The sequence below is a fragment of the Sinomicrobium soli genome, assembly GCF_003285545.1.
In the GTDB taxonomy this organism is placed as follows: domain Bacteria; phylum Bacteroidota; class Bacteroidia; order Flavobacteriales; family Flavobacteriaceae; genus Sinomicrobium.
On sequence record NZ_QLNV01000001.1, the window covers coordinates 236,255 to 254,817 of the forward strand.

Below are 18,563 nucleotides of genomic sequence, written 5' to 3' on the forward strand. Positions count from 1 at the left end.
ACGGCCGGGAAAAATACTATAGCGTTTCACTGGTTTCCTTAATTACTTCAAGCTGCTCATCAGTCAGTGCAGGCCCGTCAAAGAAGGCGGCGCCTTTTGCCCCGTTATCCCTGGCGTAATGAATGGCTTTTTTCAATTCATCCGCCGACATTTCAGGCACATAGATCCCCGTGTGCAATTGAGTGTCCTTGTATTTCAGGTCTTCCACTCCCTGTTTCGTCGCAAAACCTATCCAGTCGGTCTCCTCGTTGTAGAAACTGTGATAGATCATGGGGAGCACCACGTCAACATCCCACTTGTCCCAGCGCTGACGCACCATATGGTCTGCCATTTCCGGATAGGGAAAAACAGCGGCAGTCAGTATTTTTCCGTGTTTATGGGCTATTTCATAGGCATCGTTAACCACATCGCGCACCTTGTTCAGCCTGAACTGCTTCCATTCCATATCTATGGCAGGGTTTTCCATTTCCCTCGGATTTTTATGGTGTATCTTTTCAAATTCCGCCACGCAGGCATCGCAATAACAAAAATCGAATTCCGGGAGTTCTGTTTCCTGCTCCAGGTCGTATTTGGGCAGTAACCCTACCGGAAGAAAAATATCGGAATAGCGGATATAATCGAGGTGAACGCTGGCCACGCCTTCCACTTCGGCAAGTCCCTCCACGAGTTCCAGCACATGCCCCCTCGATTCGGGACGGGTAGGGCAGAGCCACTGGTAGTAGTCTACATAGGGCCGGTGGTCGAAACAGGATTTTCCTTCCCTGCTCACCGCATACCATTCGGGATGCTGCAGGGCCACCGAATCCCCGGGACGGTTCATGGCCATGATCCAGGCATGTACTTCCAGTCCTTCTTCACGGGCCAGCGGCGTCAGCCTTGCCAGCAGGCCGGGATCGGTATTGGTGTTGATCAGTACCGCGTCGAGCCCGTTATCCCTATACTTCCTGAATTCCTCCGTATAGGATTCGTCCGTACGCTGCTTGTCAGCCGTGATCCAGGTCCAGAATTTAAACGCTTGCTCCTTTTCGGCCTGTACTGTTGCAGGGGTTTGTCCTTTTTCTTCTTTCTGCCCCTGCGGCCCACATGACATGAAACCTGCCAGGGCCACACACATCGTTAGTTTTAAAATTTTCACGCGAATAGGTTTAAGTTAAACTATTTAATATTGAACTCCAACAGCACAACGTCAAGACAGGAGATCCCTCCCCGCCTACCGGCCGGCCGGCACTACGGTCAGGATGACCACACTGTCATTCAGAGCGAAGCGAAGAATTTAAACCCCGGTCCAAAGGATAAACCTCCCGTCTTCTGTCACCGTAAGCGTTTTTCCCGTAAAAGGGCTCAGGGCGGTCAGGTTCCATCCCGTACTGTGCATTTCGAGCGATATTTTTACCGGCTTTCCTTCAACCACCAGAGGTGTACCTACCAGTTCCCGCACCGAATGTATCCAGTTCCCGTTTTCCTGCTTATGGGCTTTCTGTTTGCGGTAAAGGGCATATAATTCCCATTTGATCTTTTCGTCGTCGGGAATGCTGAACTCACCTCCTTTTCCCGGGGCTTCCGGGGAAAAATACACATATCCCCACCATTCGGGTTCATGCATATTGACCACCCATTGCGGAGACCACACCCAGTTGTATTCCGGGAGGTATTTCCCGTTCCTGTCTTTTTTCCGCCCGTATTTTCCGTTATCCAGTTCGTAGTCCCAGTTTACCCGTGAAAAATTGATACGCCAGAACTCGTTCTCCGGGCTCGATTCCGTCGCACCCGAATGTGCTTCCTTCAGCACCTCCCAGGGCATGGCGATCTCCACGCTCCATCCCTTATCGGTATCCCCGGGATTGTTCAGTGTTCCGTCTATGTGTACCGCAGTCTTTATCCCCTGAATGTCCCAGCTATCGATTACGGGGGCATTTTCCCTGTATGGTTTTACCAGGTAGAGGTCCCATACGGTGTTCAGGGCATTCATTTCAAATTCCATATAATTATGCGTATCCCCGTCAGGGTCTATAAAGACCTCGAAATCATTGTTGTAAAAGATCACGGTATCGCGCTGTTTCAGCGTCCCCCATACGTGAGGTTCTTCCATTTCGGCGAGGAAATAGAGGTATTCCTCATCCCACAACATCCTCACACGGGTTTTGTATGCCGGGGTTTTCTCCCCTTCGATATCGATAAAATCTTCGGTTTCCGGGGCCTGTTTCCACGCTTCTTCATCTCCCTTTCCGTCTATATTCAGGGGCGTGGTGATCTTATGTGCCACATAAGAGCGCGGAGGCACGATCTGTTGCTGCGCAAAGATGCCCGGGCATAAAAAAATGATCATTGCCAGGGGGAGGATGGTCTGGTGTATTTTTGCCATATTGTTTGTTTTTGAGGTCCGATGTCCGGAGAATATCTACTTCCGGCTTCCGGCTATTTCCACGGTCTTTCACCTGAGCCGGGTTACAGGCTGTTTTCCTTTATAAAGCGGATGATCTCACTGATACGGCCAAAGGCCATTCCGGTTACGGTATCCGCAGCGCCGTAATACAGCGCGAGTTTATCTTCTTCATGCGAATGTAAGGCTGCACAGGGAAAGACCACATTGGGTACATCTCCCGTCATTTCATAACTTTCCGCAGGGGCCAGCATATAAGGCCGGGTACGGTATTTTACCTGGTCAGGACGGTCTTTATCGAGCAGGGCTGCCCCCACGGAATACCGGAAACCATTGCAGGTATTGATCACCCCGTGATAGAAAAGCAACCATCCTTCATCAGTAAGTATGGGCACAGGCCCCGCTCCTATCTTCGTACACTGCCAGGCGCTGTCTTCAAAGGGCGTGACCTTCATGACACAGCGGTGCTCTCCCCAGTATTTCATGTCCGGGCTGTAGCTGATATAGATATCCCCGAAAGGCGTATGCCCGTTGTCACTGGGCCTGCTGAGCATGGCATACCTGCCGTCTATCTTTTCGGGGAACAGCACCCCGTTCCTGTTAAACGGGAGAAAGGCATTCTCACACTGGTAGAACGTTTTAAAATCAAACGTATACCCTATACCTATTGTGGGCCCGTGATACCCGTTGCACCAGGTAATCCAGTAACGGTCCTCGATAAAGGTGACCCTGGGGTCGTACTTATAGTCGGAATCGATCATATCGGTATTCCCGGCCCCGAAGATTATGGGATCGTGGGCAATGTCCCAGTGTATGCCGTCTTTGCTGAAACCGGCAAAAATATTCATCTGTACGGCCCTGTTGTCACAGCGGAACACCCCGGCATACCCGTCTTCAAACGGTACCACCGCACTGTTGAATATACTGTTGGACGAAGGAATGGCATACCGGTCTATTACAGGGTTTGCACTGTAACGCCACATCACGTCCCTGTTTCCTTCGGGTCTGTCCTGCCACGGAATTGTATTCATTTAGTTTATTAGTTTTTTAGTTCTTAGTTGTTAGTTACTATCAGGCATCTTCCTCACCTTATCCAGCCAGGTAAATTTGAGTATGGCTGAAGTTACTACAAATATAATCAACCACCACAATGACCTGGAGTAATCCCTCACCATAAAGAATACCGGGAGCAGGATCATACTGGACTGCCATACTATACCAACGGTACAATTGAACATATCCATACCGAAATTCCTGTTCCTGCCCACGGGATTCCCTTCTTCTTCCAGCTTGCGGCACACAGGTTCCCACCATCCCCAGGGGCGCACCCGGGCATAAAAACTCTTGAGAGTACTTATCCCGGTTGCCGGGGTGAGGAGGGTTCCCAGGATACACCCCGCCAGGGAAAACCCGAAAATAACGGGAAACAGGTAGATGGCCGGAATATGTGCTGTTTCATACAACAGTGTTCCTTCCGTAAAATTGTCCTTGTTCTGGTCTGCCAGGAATTGCAGAGTAGCGATAAGCAATCCCGACAACATACCCCAGAAATAACCCCATCCGTTAAAACGCCACCACACCCATTTCAGGACATTGGCGGCGACATATCCTCCGTAAAGCGCGCTGGTGATCCACAATGTTATGGAGTTGATAGACTCGGCAAAAAAGCCCATGACCACCCCCAGGATCACCACACCGAACGAAGCGATATGACTGGCGCGTATATAGTGTTTGCCGGAAGCCGAGGGTTTAAAATATTTCTTATAGATATCGTTTACAATATAAGCCGGGCCGGAATTGACAAATGCCGAAAAGGTAGACATAAAGGCGGCCAGCAGACCGGCGAGCAGTAATCCCTTGATACCGACAGGCACGTGGTTGTTGATCACCCTCGGCAGGATCATCTCGAGGTCGCCGGAACTTACCGCCCCCGTTTCCGCCATGGCCGGCGCCAGGTATACAAGCCCTAACACTACTATTCCGGTGATGAGCAGGTACCTCGGCACAAAGAGTACCAGGTTGGTAAAACCACTCATATAGGCAGCATCCTTCACATTCCTGGTAGAGAGTATCCGTTGCATGTCGTAACTCGGCGTAGGTCCCGCCACACTGGCAAAAAAGCCCTTGAGCAGTGTCATCCCGATAAAGGCCCCGAACATCTTATAGCCCTGGGTATCGATCAGGTCGTTAAAAGTGGCCAGCTTCCCCTCCCAGAAGCCTTCCAGCTCCCTCCCGAAAAATATGTTTTTCCACTCGTCGGGAATTACTGCCGACAGCTGTGCGTCACTGACAGCGATAAAGGCATAAACAGCGATGAGTATCCCCGCCAGTACCATAATAAGGTATTGCAGTACTTCAGTGGCCACCACAGAATACATACCTCCCTTTATAGTATAGATAGTAGTCAGCAGGATAATGATCAGGGCATACGACTGTGCCGAACTGAGCAACAGGGTACCTCCCGGGGAAAATGTCATATCCCAGGGCAGGATAATGGTCATGAATTTCCCGACACCTTCAAAAAAATAAGCTATAAACCCCACGGCAGCCACTATGGCAAATACCGCCACAATAAGGTGTGATGCCCTCCCTGCACGGTCGTCCCCAAAACGGGTAAGTATCCATTCCGACCCGGTCATGATATTGGAGCGGCGTATCCATACAGCCAGGAATACCATGACGAATATCTGGTTCCAGATGGGCCACATCCACATGAACATAAAGCTTTTTGCCCCGTACAGAAACAGTATTCCCACCATCCAGGCCGTTCCCGACACATCGAACATGCCCGAACCGTTACTCAGCCCGAGGTAATACCATTTGATACTGTTTCCCCCGAGAAAATATCCGTCCAGCCCTTTGGACGCTTTCCTGGAGACCCATACCCCGATGGAAAGGGTCAGAATAATATACAGGGCTATAATCAATACATCTAAGGCGGCCATTCAATATTATTTTTCAGCACTCACTCCCCATTCCTTATCTGGTTCGGGGCCCATAACAAAATGCAGTTCTCCCCCGTTGAGGATCTCTTCGTGAGTAATGTAGGTTCTGTTGAGGTCTTTTCCGTTCAGGGTAGCCGACTGTATATACCTGTTGGTATCCGACACGCCGTCTGCGCTGATGACAAAGCGGGTATCATCCGACACCTTTATTTCCGATCTTTCAAACAGGGGGCTCCCTATCTGGTAGATCCCGGAGGCCGGGTTGTAGGGATAGATCCCCAAAGCGCTGAACACATACCAGGCCGACATCTGCCCGCAGTCCTCGTTTCCGCTCAGCCCGGCAGGAGTGGTGTCGTACTGGGAATTGAGAATTTCCCTCACCCAGTACTGGGTACGCCAGGGCTTTCCGGCAAAATTGAACATATAGGCGATGTGATGGCTCGGTTCGTTACCGTGGGCGTACTGCCCGATCAGTCCCGATATGTCCGGGGAGGCATCATCGCCGGTAATTTCCGAACTTTCCGTATACAGCTGTTCCAGCATGGCGGTAAACGGTTCTTTTCCCCCGTGCAATGCGATCAGGCCTTCCACATCGTGCAATACGAACCAGCTGTGCTGCCAGGCATTGCCCTCGGTATAATCGGTACCCTTGCGGTGTATGGAGAGTCTGGGATCAAAAGGCTCGTGCCATTGCCCCTGGTCCGATTTGCCACGCATAAACCCGGTTTCGGCATCAAAAAGGTGCTTGTATGCCCCTGCCCTTCCGGCAAAATATTCATGATCGTCCTGTTTGCCGAGTGCTTCGGCTACCCGGGCAATGCACCAGTCGTTATACCCGAACTCCAGGGTAATGGTCACCGATTCGTCCAGGAGGTTATACGGTACGTACCCGAACTCCTTGTAAAAACCGACCCCGCGTTTCTTTTCGTCACTCATCATGGTGAGTTTCATCGCCTCATAGGCCTTTTCCGCATCAAACCCCTCTATGCCTTTCAGTATGGCGTCGGCAATGACCGGAATGGCATGGTTCCCTGTCATGGTATAGGTCTCATTGCCGTAAAGCGTCCATACCGGCAGTGTCCCGTTCTCGTCGTAATAGACCAGCATGGAGTTCACGATATCAGAAATCCTCTGCTTGTCGAGTATGGTAAGTAAGGGTTGCTGTGCCCTGAAAACATCCCAAAGCGACAGGCTCGAGTAAGCCGTATATCCCTCTGCTGTGGCTATGCTGTCGTTTTGCAGGCGAAACTCCCCGTTGGCATCACTGAAAGTTACTGGGGCCACCTGGGCGTGGTATAGGGCCGAATAGAAAATGGTCTTCAGTGAGTCTACAGGGGTTTCCACCTCTATTTTGCCCAAAGCGGAATTCCACAGCCTGCCGGCATCTTTCCTGACCTCTTCAAAATCAAAACCATCCCGCTCCTTCATGTTTTCCTTTGCATTGGCTATACTTACCGAAGACAGGCTTAATTTCACTTCAAGGACTTCCCCGCTCTCCCCGTCAAAGAAAAACTGTGCGGCGGTTTTTGCCCCGTTAACCTCATTTTTCCCGTCTGCGCCCCTGGCGTTCTCATAAAGCTTAAATGAAGCCAGGGGTTTGGAAAACTCAGCCACAAAAAACACTTTCTGGTTTTTTGCCCATCCGGTACTGTGCCTGTATCCGCTTATGGTATGCTCATCCTCCACCCCGATCCGTGTTTCCAGCGGTTTGTCCCAGTTTATGGCAAAACCGAGGTCTACCACCACACTCTGGAGGTCCCCTTCCTTATAGGTATACCTGTGATACCCGGTACGCAGGGTACTGGAGAGTTCCACGTTGATATCGTGATCCTCGAGATATACCTGGTAGTAGCCCGGGCTGGCGGTTTCATTGTCATGAGAATATCCTGACTTATAGGGGTAATCGTCCCTGGAAGTGATCTCTGTCCCCAGGTCCACTTCCTTGTTTACCGGCATAAAAAGCAGGTCGGCCAGGTCGCCTATTCCGGTACCGCTGAGATGAAGGTGGCTGAACCCCACGGCTATGGAATCCGTAATGTGATATCCCGAACACCAGTCCCATCCGGAAGTGCCGTTGTCCGGGCTCAGCTGTATCATTCCGAAAGGCACCGTAGCCCCCGGATAGGTATGGCCGTGATCTCCGGTACCTATAAACGGGTCAGCATACGAAGTGAACTCCGGCGCATTGCTTTCAGTAGTTTCCTCATTTTTTTGTGACGCCCCTCCCCCGCAGGAGACCAGGGCGATTAACGCAGTCAATAAAGCGTAAGAAGCAGGTTTGTGTTTCATTTTAGTTTTTTAGTTTGTAGTTCTTAGTTGTTAGTTGCTGTTTTCAAACTCTGAACTCATAACTCTGAACTGGTTCATAGTTATCATTCCGACTCCGGACTTCCAACCATTTCGCCGTTTACAAACATTTGAGTCCGGGAAGCACAGGATGGGACATTTATATTGAACTCGTTTTTGGGTTATTTCATTGTGTCTTGACGGAATGTTACCAAATATTTATATTTTTGGGCAGCTGGAGAATTAATTTAGACCAACAACATTTCTAAGAAGCCAAACGTCAAAAAACACCACCGGGGGTCCGGGTGTGACGGTCACAGGACCGGACTTCCGGAATACCGGACTTCAAAGACAAGCAACAGGCATGACACACCGAAAACAGATGGGCAGACTTTTTGATTTCGACGGCCGTATCAACTACCGTATCGCTACAAAACACCATGTCATTTTCTGGCTGATCTACTTTTCGTTTAATACCCTGCGGTGGGGCAGTTACTACCACGACTACTGGTATTCACTGAAAGCCAATGCCATCGGTTTTCCCATTCACATGGCCCTGTGCTATTTCAATATCTACTACCTCATGCCGAAGCTCATATACAGAAAGAAATTCGTACTGTACAGTTTCGGCATACTCCTGGCCATTTTTGTGATGGTACTGGTCAAGTTTTTCCTTACTTATTTTCTTATCAGTACCAATGTCTGGCCCGAAGGCCCGGAAGAGACCACCACCTTGTCGTTCAATTATGTCACCCAGATGATGCTGGGCGAACTGTACGTAGTCTCTTTTGTCACCGCCATAAAAATTACGGCCGACTGGCTTCGCGAACACAAGCGGGCCGCCGACCTGGAGAAGGTACAACTGGAAACAGAACTCCGTCTCCTCCGTACCCAGGTGTCTCCTCATTTCTTTTTTAACACCCTGAACAATATCTACTCACTGGCCATTGAACAGTCCGGAAAAACCCCGGAAACCATCCTTAAACTCTCCGAGCTTATGAGGTACCTGCTCTACGAGACCAAGCAGCGCAGGCAGAGCCTGATCAAGGAGATCCTCTGCCTCCAGAACTACCTCGATCTCGAACGCATGCGTTACGGGGATTCCCTGAAAATAATAATGAACCTCAGCGGCGACCTGGAGGGAAAAAAGATCCCTCCCATGTTATTGCTTTCCTTTATCGAGAACTGCTTTAAACACGGGGCCAACAAGAGTATCGATCAAATCGTAATTGAGATCGATTTCAGGATAGAAGGTGATTTCCTGTATTTCAGGGCAGCCAACACATTACCTCCGGATACCGGAGAGGAGACCTCATCCCGTAAACCGGGGGGCATCGGAATAAAAAACGTCAGGAAAAGACTGGAACTGGGATACCAAAGGAATGAATATGAACTGGATATCAGGAAGGAGAAAAACTGGTATATCGTTCTCCTGAAGATCAAAGTAAGCTAACCACAACCACTAACCGATAAAAACAACTGAAATGGGGCTGAGATGTATTGTTATTGACGATGAACCACTGGCGGTAAATGTCCTTAAAAACTATATTGCCCAGACCAAGGAGCTGGAACTCCTGGAAACCTTTAGCAATGCCCTCGACGGCATGACCTTTCTCCGGGACAACGAGACCGACCTGGTCTTTCTCGACATCAACATGCCCGTGCTGGACGGTCTGAGCTTTCTGAAGGCCCTTAACAACAAACCCATGGTTATCGTCACTACGGCCTACGAGGAATACGCCGTAAAAAGTTTCGAACTCGAAGTGCTGGATTACCTGGTAAAACCCATCCCCTTCCATCGCTTTGTCATGGCGGTAAACAAGGCTTTCCGCATGCATTCTGCCCTGCAGAAAACCGAAGCCGACCATGCCGAACGCAGGCATATTTTCATCAAAATAGACAAGAAGAAGATGAAGAAAATATACCTGGACGAGATCACCGTAGTGGAAAGCCTGAAAGACTATATCAAGATAAACACCTATTCCGGAAAGTACATTGTACACCAGACCCTGAGCAGTTTTACCGATGACCTTCCGGCAGACCGTTTTATCCGTATCCACCGTTCGTATACCGTTTCTCTCGACAAGATCGAGGCCCTTGAGGGAAACAGTATAGAAATAGGCGGTGTGCGGTACACCATAGGGCGGAGTTATTTCAACGAAGTGAGAAGCAGGATCCTCAACGAACCCCTCGAAGACGAGTAAGCCCGGCCCCTATTTCCCGGTGAGTTTGTTCAGCACTCCGAACACTCCCCGTATAAAAGTGGCACTGGTGAGTACTTTTATGATGGGGTTCATCCGGGTACTGCGGCCTCCCGAGGTTCTCTTCCTGTCTGTCCTGCCCTTTTCACGGGCCTCTTCAGATGCTGCAATTTCAATTTTTCCGGTCAGTATCTCATACGCACTTTCCCGGTCTATCTGTTCATTATATTTTTTCACAAGTCCGGAACGCGCTGTCAATGTCTTTATTTCGTCATCGGTAAGCACATCCATCCTGCTCATGGGGGCCCTGAGCAAGGTTGCCGCCAGGGGGGTCGGCCTTCCTTTTTCATCAAGTGCGGTGACCAGCGCCTCTCCCGTACCCAGGCTGGTAAGCACCTCAGTGGTATCGTAATATTCGCTTACGGGATAGTTTTCGGCAGTAAGCTTAATGGCTTTCCGGTCTTTGGCCGTAAAAGCGCGAAGGGCGTGTTGTACTTTAAGCCCGAGTTGCGACAACACGGCATCCGGAACATCGGTGGGGAGCTGGGTGCAGAAATACAGTCCCACCCCCTTGGAGCGGATCAGTTTCACGATACTCTCTATCTGGTCGAGTAATGCCTTACTGGCTTCGTCAAAGATAAGGTGGGCCTCATCGATAAACACCACCAGTTCCGGCCGGCCGGAATCGCCCTGTTCAGGCAGCGTATTGTACATTTCCGCCAGGAGACTGAGCATAAAGGTGGAAAAAAGTTTGGGCCTGTCCTGGATATCCGTAAGCCGGATAATGTTCACATAGCCCCTTCCCTTGTCGTCTACCCGCATCAGGTCTTCTATTTCAAAGGACCGCTCCCCGAAGAAAAGTGCTGCTCCCTGCTGTTCCAGGGCTACCAGTTTGCGAAGTATGGCTCCCGTAGATGCCGTTGATATCCTGCCGTATTCCCGGCTGATCTCTTCCTTTCCCTCTTCCGTGATATACTGAAGGGCCTTGCGAAGGTCCTTGATATCCAGCAATGGCAATTTACAATCATCGCAATATTTAAAAACAACGGCGAGCACTCCTGCCTGTGTATCGTTAAGTTCCAGTATACGCGATAACAATACCGGCCCGAACTCCGATACGGTGGCCCTGAGCCTTACCCCCTGCTCATCCGAAATGGTCATCAGCTCTACCGGGGCCCCCTGCGGTTCGTAAGGCAGCCCGATTTTCTCATGTCGTTCCAGGATAAAACCGGCCGCCTCTCCCGGTTGTGCAATACCGCTGAGGTCTCCCTTGATATCCATCTGCAATACAGGAATGCCCTGTTGTGAGAGTTGCTCCGACAGGATCTGCAATGTCTTGGTCTTTCCCGTACCCGTAGCCCCCGCAATAAGTCCGTGACGGTTAAAGGTTTTCAGGGGCAGCCTTACGAAAGCGTCCTTTACCGCTTCGCCATCCAGCATGGCCGCTCCCAGTACGATAGCCTCTCCCCTGGTAGCATATCCCGAAGTAATATCATCGAAAAAAGTTTCTTCCTTACCCATGAAGTCTGTTTTGGTATAAAAATAAGTTAATTTTCACGAATGTCAGCTACCGGGTATATTTATAAACAGGACAGCCGGTAAGGTTTTAGAACTTACAACTTCTTATCGTATCTTTGCACCATGAGCAAAGCAGAGGTTTTAACATTAGTGGAACGGGGAGAAATGCTCCCCCTGATGGAGGAGTTCTATACCATTCAGGGTGAAGGGTATCACAAGGGCACAGCCGCATACTTTATCCGTATAGGCGGCTGTGATGTGGGATGTCACTGGTGTGATGTCAAGGAGAGCTGGAATGCCGAAACACATCCGCCCACCGCAGTAGACCGGATCGTTGACAACGCAGCAAAATATTCAGACACCATCGTTATTACCGGGGGGGAACCCCTTACGTGGAACATGGGTCCCCTGACCTCAAAATTAAGAGACAGGGGGCTCAAAACACATATAGAGACCTCCGGGGCCTATCCGCTTACCGGGGTATGGGACTGGATCTGCCTGTCTCCGAAGAAAATAAAACTCCCCGTAGAAGATATTTATGAAAAAGCACAGGAACTCAAGGTGATCGTATACAACAAAAGTGATTTTGCCTTTGCCGAACAGCAGGCCGCAAAAGTCGGCCCGGATTGCATACTCTACCTGCAGCCCGAATGGAGCCGGCGCGAAAAAATGATCCCGGAGATCGTCGGTTTTGTCATGAAAAACCCGAGGTGGAAGGTGTCGCTGCAAACCCATAAATACCTGAATATTCCCTGAATATTCCCGTTGCTGTTTGTTTCTAAGGGTAATTGGTTAATGGGTTATTAAGTTATTCAGGCGACAACTCAATAACCCAAACCACAAAACGGAACCCATAAAAAAAGCCGGTTATTGATAACCGGCTTTTTTGCCCCGGACCTAAACAACATCCCGGGCGTCAGGAAACAATAGGTATAATCTTCCTTTTACCTGAAACTGAATGCAATCCCCGCCGTAAGCATATTGTATTCCTGCAGCGTATACTCGGCAAAGATCTTGAAAAAGGCCAGGTTGAGGCGGGCACCCAGACCTGCCCTTACTCCTCCTACATTATACTTTAGTGCAATGGGATCCTCATATTCTTCGGTATGGGTATACACCCCCGCCACCTCATAATCGACCTCATAGGTTCCGAGAACGTCGAGTCTGGAAGTTCCTCCCGAATACCCCAGGCTTCCGAAAACAGTTACAAAAGGAAAATCGAGAGAGGCCAGTCCTTGTATCGTGTAGGTTCCCAGTTTAAATTCCGCGCTCTGGTGCTCCCCGTCAAAAGCATCTCCTTCCTCGATATTGTAATCTACTTTCATATTGGAAAAAGCTGCGAGTACGGACACGTTCAAAGGCAGTTTTTCCAGCGGACCGAAATACTGCATCAGGTCGTGTTTGATCCCGAGGCCGAAAAGCTGTCCCCTGACATCATCAGACCCTACACGGGGAACAAAACGCAGCATCAGGTCGGTATTCTTTACAATTCCCACTCCCAGTTGAACCGCAGGTGCCGGTATGGCGTTCATGGGCACATCTTCGCCTATTCCTTCAGGCATGGTAAACGAGACAGTTTCGCCGGTATCCCGAAGTTCCACTTCCACCATCGAAGGCTCTGCATCGCCGGCAACGGTCGGGGTCATATCAGGGGTCCCGGTAATGCGGTTCTCAAATGCCAGCTCCGAAATCCGGAAAAGCCGGTTGCTCCTGGGCACCATGGCAGCATTGGCGGCTATGGTTATATCAAATCCCAGGGTTTTGTGTGTTTTGGCCGTAGTGGCCCAGCCACCGTTTGCCGCATAGACCAGCCCCTCCATGGCAGGTGCTATATAGGCCCCCATCAGGGTATTGGCATCCTTCTCTCCGGCTGCAATAATGCTTTCAAAGCCATCCTGGGCATACACCCCGACAGTCATACACAATGCTGTCACGGTACATAAAATGGTAGTTTTCCTATTCATAAATTATATTGGAATTATGGTTAGTATTCGTCTTTTCCGAACTGTACGGTTGCGAAATTACAGGGTTTCACAAAAGAATAAAATCCCCTCAACAGGGTATTTTACCCGGGATCATTCTTTACCGTAAATACATAAATCTACTGTATACCAACAACATACCACCCGTTAGTCCGCAAATCTGCAAATCTATAAGGATAAAGGCAAACACCGTCCGGAGGAGCTGTAGAACTTGTTCTACAACCCGGAAACGGTTTATACCGGTCCGTCATTACCGGATAAACCAGGGGCCCGATAGCATGCCCGGTTGGTAAATATGAAATTTTAGTTGTTTAGAATCATTTTAAATAGTATGTTTGTAACTGAACTTATATACAAAAAATCATGAGAAAGAACTTTTTATCCGCACTGACATTTTTTATGAGTTGTACCATGGCCGTACCGGCTGTGAACACCGATAATGACGAGAAAAAAAACAAACCCGCTAATGCCGGATGGTTCCGGGCCGAAGGCCGGAAGACCGATGTAAAATTCGTCCGGGTACTGTTTGCCGCCGAAGGCTCTGAAAACGAAGGAGAAAGCAACGATATCACCCAGCTGGTCTTCGACAGTACTGATCCCCAAGGCAATGCGGTAAAAGTATACCGTTTCCAGGTCACCGCCAAGAATACCGGCTACGACGAACTGCAGACCACAAAAGACGGGGATTACAAACTAAAACAGGTAAAGCAGGGAATAAAACTCCATATAGAGGTTCCCCTGGAAAACGGCACCCCGCAGTTCGATAAGGCTTATGTGGGAAACCTCGCCTATAATTTTGGGACCAGGGAAACCCGTCATATCCTGACCCCGGAGGCGGTATCCGGGATCAAACTGAAAATAAGCCGCCTGGAACTTCCCGAATTCGGTGCCGGCAGCAAACCCGGCGATAAGGGAATAGTGTATAACGACGGCTATATCAAATTTAAGCTGAGCGCCGAAGCAAAGCATATCGGTTCGGAGCAGTGGTCTCCTTTTGACATCAGTATCAATGCTCCTATTTCCATTACCCACATCCGTGGCAGGGAAAGGGCCGATCGCGCAGTTTCGATTGACAACGGTATTGTCCTCAAAAACAAATAGTCTCCCGCACAGGATTTTTCCCTGAAAGTATTTTCATTGCAGGGGCAGGCAGTAATCAACGGCCTGCCTTTTTTATTTACCGGCTGGTCAATCCCCGGCAACTTCCTCTTCAGCCTTCTGCTGCAGGTATTCGGTGGGGGTCATTCCGAAATGTTTCTGGAAATTCCTGCCGAAACTGGTCTGCGACTTATACCCTACCTTTTCTGCTACCTGGTACATCCGGAGTTCACTGTTTTCGAGTAACTGGACCGCTTTTTTGAGCCTGCTCATATTGATGAGTTCATTGGGAGACAGTTTCGAGATCTCCCTGATCTTGCGATATAGGGTAGAACGGCTCATGTGCATGTGTTCTGCCAGAATGTCGACACTCAGGTCGGGATCGGCCAGGTTATCGTCGATAACCTTGTCCAGTTTCCCGAGAAAGGTTTTATCGTTGTCTGAAACAGCCATCGATTTCATATGGGCCAGGGGCGAACTGGAGTAATGGCCCAGAATATGTTTTCTGTTCTCGATAAGATTGGAAATCTGTACCTTGAGGTGCCCCATGGAAAAAGGTTTGGGGATATAGGCATCCGCTCCCGACTCCAGTCCTTCGATCTTGGCGTTCAGGGCACTCTTTGCCGTGAGCAGGATCACCGGAATATGACTGGTTTTCACATCACTCTTTATGCGCCGGCACAACGCTATACCGTCAAGCACAGGCATCATCACATCACTGATCACCAGGTGTACATCATTTCCGGACACCATCTCCCATGCCTGCTGCCCGTTTTCAGCCATCTGTATGTTGTAATCCCCGGAAAGTTCGTTATATATAAAATCCGCCAGTTCCCGGTTATCTTCGGCAACGACAATGTGGGCTCCTTTCCTTTCATCAACGGTAAAACCTGTGCCATGAGCAGGTTTTTTCCCTGAATCGGCTTTCTCATCCACACCCCTGAACTCCATATCCTGGTGAATGGGGAGCCGCAGTACAAACACATTGGCCTCCTTGGCTTCCTCGTCCATAAACAACGCTCCGTGGTGCAGCTCGGCCAGGGAATGGGCCAGTGAAAGCCCTATCCCGCTGCCGTGCTCCCTGTTTGCTTCGGGAAGCCTGAAAAAGGGTTCGAAAATGCGCTTCCGGTGTTCGGGAGAGATCAGGTGCCCGTCGTTCTCAAAGCGGATCACAAACTCCCTTCCCTCCTTCCGGAGTGTAATGCGCACCTCGTGATCGGAATATTTCACCGCATTGATAAACAGGTTGCTGAGAATTTTCTTGACGGCCTCTTCATCTATAAAAGCATAGATATTCCCGGTTTCGGATACAAGATCAAAATGCAGTTGTCTTTCCTGGATCAGCTGGCTGAACCTCACATAGGTTTCCTCGAGAAGCTCGTTGATATTCACTCTTACGAAACTCAGCTTTACGTGTTCCATTTCGGTCTTCCGGAAATCCAGCAGTTCATTGACCAGGTTGATAAGCCTGGAAGTGTTTTTTTGCATGATCTCCAGGTTATGGGGAATTTCGGGCGACCGGTAACTGCGGTCGAGCAGCTTTTCAAGAGGACTTTTTATAAGGGTAAGCGGCGTCCTTATTTCATGGGCTATATTGGTGAAAAACTCGATCTTGGCCTGGTATATTTCCTTTTCCTTCTCACTCTCCAGCTGCTGTATTTTCCTGTTGTTCCTGTCTTTGGTATAACGGTGATAATAACGCAGCAGAAAATAGACCAGCGACACCAGCAATACGGTATAGAGCATATAGGCCGTCCGGCTTCCGGAAAAGGGCGGCAAAACACTGATACGGAGCAGATCGTTTTCCTCACCCCATACCCCGTGGCTGTTAAGCGCCTTGACTTTCAGGTGATAGTCCCCGGGAGGGAGTTCGGTAAAACTCACCCGGTGATTCTTGCCCAGGGATACCCATTCTTCATTGAGCCCCTCCAGTTTATACCAGTATTCCGTCATTTCCGGAGCCGTATAGCTCAGCGATGCAAACTCCAGGCTAAAGGTAGACTGGGCATTGCTCAGCGTAATATGATCAGAAAACAGGATAGACCTGGTCAGGGGGGAGTTCTCCTCCCCTACCTTTACTTCCCTGTTATTGATCCGTATATCCGTAACAAAGACAGGAGGGCGGTAATTGTTTTGTACGAAACGTGCGGGATTAAAGCTGATCAGCCCCTTTACACTTCCGAAATACATTTCACCGTCAGAGTCTTTAAAGGCAGAACTGTAGTTGAACTGATCGCTCAGCAGTCCGTTCGACCTCGTATACACCTGCATCTGCCCGCTATCCGGGGTAAATTTCACCAGGCCGTTAGAGCTGCTCACCCACAGGTTCCTCCGGTCGTCCTCAAGTATGGAATAGGTAACATTGGAAGGAAGCCCTTCCTTTCTGGTATACCGCCGGAAAGTACCGGACCCGTGCTGAAAAAGATTCAGGCCGTTTTCCGTAGTGATCCATAATCGGCGGGCAGAATCCACAAACAGGCCGTTGATCACATTGGAGCTGATACTCAGGGAGTCTTTCCTGTCGTACCGGAAAACCCCTTTTTTACCGGTCTCCGGATTAAAATAGTACAATCCGTCCCAGTATGTCCCTGCCCACAGGGTGCCATTGTGGTCTTCGGTCATGCAGGTAAAATGATAAGCTTCCGGAAAGCCATCCACGATCTCAAATGTATCCCGGTCGGGAATATACCTGTAAATCCCCGAAGATGTAAGCACATAGATCACCTTTTGGCGGGTCTGGTATATAAAAAAGATAAAATCGCTTTTCAAATGCCCTCCTTCTTCTCCGGTACCGTAATGCCTCACCACCTTTCCCGTACGGATATCCAAGACATCCAGCCCGTGCTCGAAGGTTCCCACCCAGAGCTCGTCTCCCACCGGAAGTATACCGTGAATATTGTAATGGGAGAGGGCTCCCTTTTCTCCTACGGAAGAATAATTCACAAACGTTCCCACCTTCGGATCGAACCGGTTGAGCCCGGCATCTTCCGTTCCTATCCACAGGTTCCCGTACCGGTCTTTCTCAATCTCCCGTACCGCATTGCCGCTTATCGAATTCTGGCCTACCTGCGGAAAATAGCGCTGTATAGGGGTGTATTGCTCCGGATAGTAATTCACCCCCCCGAAATAGGTACCGGCCCACATCCCCTTCTCCTCGTCCGGCACCAGGGCATATACGGCGTTGTCAGACAATGAGTAAGGATCGTCATAACTCTTCTCGAGATGCTCATAGGTATGGTCGTCAAAATGGTAGATATAAACCCCCGATTCTGTCGCTATCCATAGTTCTTCCCGGTTTTTCATTACAAAATCCCGTACGTACAGCGGGTTTTCGCTGTCGTCGAGAAGCTTTGTCAATCTGCCATCAGACAATGTATACAGCAAAGCCCCATGGTTCTTGGTCCCGATAAAAAGCGTATCCTTACCTGCGGCCGACATGGCCGTGATCACCAGCCGTTCGCGGATATCATTTTCTACGGGCTCTACCCTGCTGAACGAATCGTTATCAGGCACGAACCTGTACAAAGTATCAAAAGACGCCACAAAAACCTCTCCCTGGTCATTACTGCTGATGAGCTGGGCACTAAACTGGTTAAAAACCTCTTCCCGAAACGTATTTCCATCCTCCTGAATGGCTATCCGGTGAAGGCTTCCTGCAGCGATAAACCACAAATAACCATTGGCATCACCATGTATGTCCAGGATGGGCTGATTGGCCGTGCCTTCCATCAACTCAAAAGACTCGCTCTTCTCGTCGTAGCGAAACAGACCGGTGTCGGTACCTACCCATATATAATGCCCGTATTCTTCCAGGCACCTTATGTAATTACTGCCTATGCTTTCAGGGTTTCCGGATTCACGCTGGAATAACTTAAAATTATAGCCGTCGTACCGGTTGAGCCCGTCTTTGGTACCGAACCACATAAAACCCTGGGCATCCTGCAGCATACAGATCACGGAATTATGCGACAGTCCGTCTTCCACCTGCAATTTCTTAAAAGCACGGTTCTGTGCCGGTAAATGAATACCGGCAACAAAAAATACCAAAAACAGACAATACCATTTCATATCTCTACAAATCAACTCATTTCCCTTAAAAAGACCATCTGCAAATCATCCCATTTTTAAACAAATCATCCCATTACCTGTCTTT

At 49.5% G+C, this 18,563-nt stretch carries 12 protein-coding genes; 4 read left to right on the forward strand and 8 right to left on the reverse strand.

Annotated elements, in window-relative coordinates; all coding sequences use genetic code 11:
* Window positions 1-16 precede the first annotated feature (16 nt).
* The 5 genes from DN748_RS01075 to DN748_RS01095 form a co-directional block, all read right to left on the reverse strand.
* Window positions 17-1,090: a putative glycoside hydrolase gene (locus DN748_RS01075; RefSeq protein ID WP_410528302.1), complete on the reverse strand. Its 1,074-nt coding sequence runs from the start codon at window positions 1,088-1,090 to the stop codon at window positions 17-19.
* 183 nt (window positions 1,091-1,273) lie between these two features.
* Window positions 1,274-2,362, reverse strand: coding sequence for a carbohydrate-binding family 9-like protein (locus tag DN748_RS01080; RefSeq protein ID WP_112369909.1), 1,089 nt, complete (start codon window positions 2,360-2,362; stop codon window positions 1,274-1,276).
* 83 nt (window positions 2,363-2,445) lie between these two features.
* The gene (locus DN748_RS01085; RefSeq protein WP_112369910.1) at window positions 2,446-3,411 is read right to left on the reverse strand and encodes a glycoside hydrolase family 130 protein; all 966 of its coding nucleotides are present in this window, start codon (window positions 3,409-3,411) and stop codon (window positions 2,446-2,448) included.
* A gap of 30 nt (window positions 3,412-3,441) precedes the next feature.
* Window positions 3,442-5,325, reverse strand: coding sequence for a sodium:solute symporter family protein (locus tag DN748_RS01090; protein WP_112369911.1), 1,884 nt, complete (start codon window positions 5,323-5,325; stop codon window positions 3,442-3,444).
* Between the two features lie 6 nt (window positions 5,326-5,331).
* Entirely contained in the window at window positions 5,332-7,614 is a 2,283-nt protein-coding gene (locus DN748_RS01095; protein WP_112369912.1) for a GH92 family glycosyl hydrolase, read from the reverse strand.
* Window positions 7,615-7,975: 361 nt separating this feature from the next.
* On the opposite strand from DN748_RS01095, the gene DN748_RS01100 reads away from it, so the two are divergent.
* Together DN748_RS01100 and DN748_RS01105 are read left to right on the forward strand one after the other, a co-directional pair.
* Window positions 7,976-9,064 (forward strand): sensor histidine kinase, encoded by a 1,089-nt coding sequence (locus DN748_RS01100; RefSeq protein ID WP_112369913.1) that lies wholly within the window; start codon window positions 7,976-7,978, stop codon window positions 9,062-9,064.
* Window positions 9,065-9,095: 31 nt separating this feature from the next.
* Window positions 9,096-9,815 (forward strand): LytR/AlgR family response regulator transcription factor, encoded by a 720-nt coding sequence (locus tag DN748_RS01105; protein WP_112369914.1) that lies wholly within the window; start codon window positions 9,096-9,098, stop codon window positions 9,813-9,815.
* Window positions 9,816-9,824: 9 nt separating this feature from the next.
* Here DN748_RS01105 and DN748_RS01110 read toward each other — a convergent pair whose 3' ends face one another.
* Window positions 9,825-11,333, reverse strand: a complete 1,509-nt coding sequence (locus tag DN748_RS01110) for a helicase HerA-like domain-containing protein (RefSeq protein ID WP_112369915.1) — start codon at window positions 11,331-11,333, stop codon at window positions 9,825-9,827.
* Between the two features lie 120 nt (window positions 11,334-11,453).
* Between DN748_RS01110 and DN748_RS01115 the strand changes: the two genes are divergently transcribed.
* Window positions 11,454-12,086 carry a 7-carboxy-7-deazaguanine synthase QueE gene (locus DN748_RS01115; RefSeq protein WP_112369916.1) on the forward strand — a complete coding sequence of 211 codons (633 nt, stop codon included), beginning with the start codon at window positions 11,454-11,456 and terminating at the stop codon, window positions 12,084-12,086.
* 188 nt (window positions 12,087-12,274) lie between these two features.
* Here DN748_RS01115 and DN748_RS01120 read toward each other — a convergent pair whose 3' ends face one another.
* Entirely contained in the window at window positions 12,275-13,294 is a 1,020-nt protein-coding gene (locus tag DN748_RS01120) for a DUF6588 family protein (RefSeq protein WP_146746539.1), read from the reverse strand.
* A 381-nt stretch (window positions 13,295-13,675) separates the two neighbouring features.
* On the opposite strand from DN748_RS01120, the gene DN748_RS01125 reads away from it, so the two are divergent.
* Window positions 13,676-14,413 (forward strand): hypothetical protein, encoded by a 738-nt coding sequence (locus DN748_RS01125; protein WP_112369918.1) that lies wholly within the window; start codon window positions 13,676-13,678, stop codon window positions 14,411-14,413.
* Between the two features lie 87 nt (window positions 14,414-14,500).
* Here DN748_RS01125 and DN748_RS01130 read toward each other — a convergent pair whose 3' ends face one another.
* The gene (locus tag DN748_RS01130) at window positions 14,501-18,478 is read right to left on the reverse strand and encodes a hybrid sensor histidine kinase/response regulator transcription factor (protein ID WP_112369919.1); all 3,978 of its coding nucleotides are present in this window, start codon (window positions 18,476-18,478) and stop codon (window positions 14,501-14,503) included.
* Window positions 18,479-18,563 lie beyond the last annotated feature (85 nt).

Excerpts from the sequence above, each read along its gene's own strand:
- DN748_RS01100 (WP_112369913.1), top strand. The coding sequence starts at position 7,976 with ATGACACACCGAAAACAGATGGGCAGACTTTTTGATTTCGACGGCCGT.
- DN748_RS01125 (WP_112369918.1), top strand. The coding sequence starts at position 13,676 with ATGAGAAAGAACTTTTTATCCGCACTGACATTTTTTATGAGTTGTACC.
- DN748_RS01105 (WP_112369914.1), top strand. The coding sequence starts at position 9,096 with ATGGGGCTGAGATGTATTGTTATTGACGATGAACCACTGGCGGTAAAT.
- DN748_RS01095 (WP_112369912.1), bottom strand. The coding sequence starts at position 7,614 with ATGAAACACAAACCTGCTTCTTACGCTTTATTGACTGCGTTAATCGCC.
- DN748_RS01085 (WP_112369910.1), bottom strand. The coding sequence starts at position 3,411 with ATGAATACAATTCCGTGGCAGGACAGACCCGAAGGAAACAGGGACGTG.
- DN748_RS01120 (WP_146746539.1), bottom strand. The coding sequence starts at position 13,294 with ATGAATAGGAAAACTACCATTTTATGTACCGTGACAGCATTGTGTATG.
- DN748_RS01075 (WP_410528302.1), bottom strand. The coding sequence starts at position 1,090 with ATGTCATGTGGGCCGCAGGGGCAGAAAGAAGAAAAAGGACAAACCCCT.
- DN748_RS01110 (WP_112369915.1), bottom strand. The coding sequence starts at position 11,333 with ATGGGTAAGGAAGAAACTTTTTTCGATGATATTACTTCGGGATATGCT.
- DN748_RS01130 (WP_112369919.1), bottom strand. The coding sequence starts at position 18,478 with ATGAAATGGTATTGTCTGTTTTTGGTATTTTTTGTTGCCGGTATTCAT.
- DN748_RS01115 (WP_112369916.1), top strand. The coding sequence starts at position 11,454 with ATGAGCAAAGCAGAGGTTTTAACATTAGTGGAACGGGGAGAAATGCTC.
- DN748_RS01080 (WP_112369909.1), bottom strand. The coding sequence starts at position 2,362 with ATGGCAAAAATACACCAGACCATCCTCCCCCTGGCAATGATCATTTTT.
- DN748_RS01090 (WP_112369911.1), bottom strand. The coding sequence starts at position 5,325 with ATGGCCGCCTTAGATGTATTGATTATAGCCCTGTATATTATTCTGACC.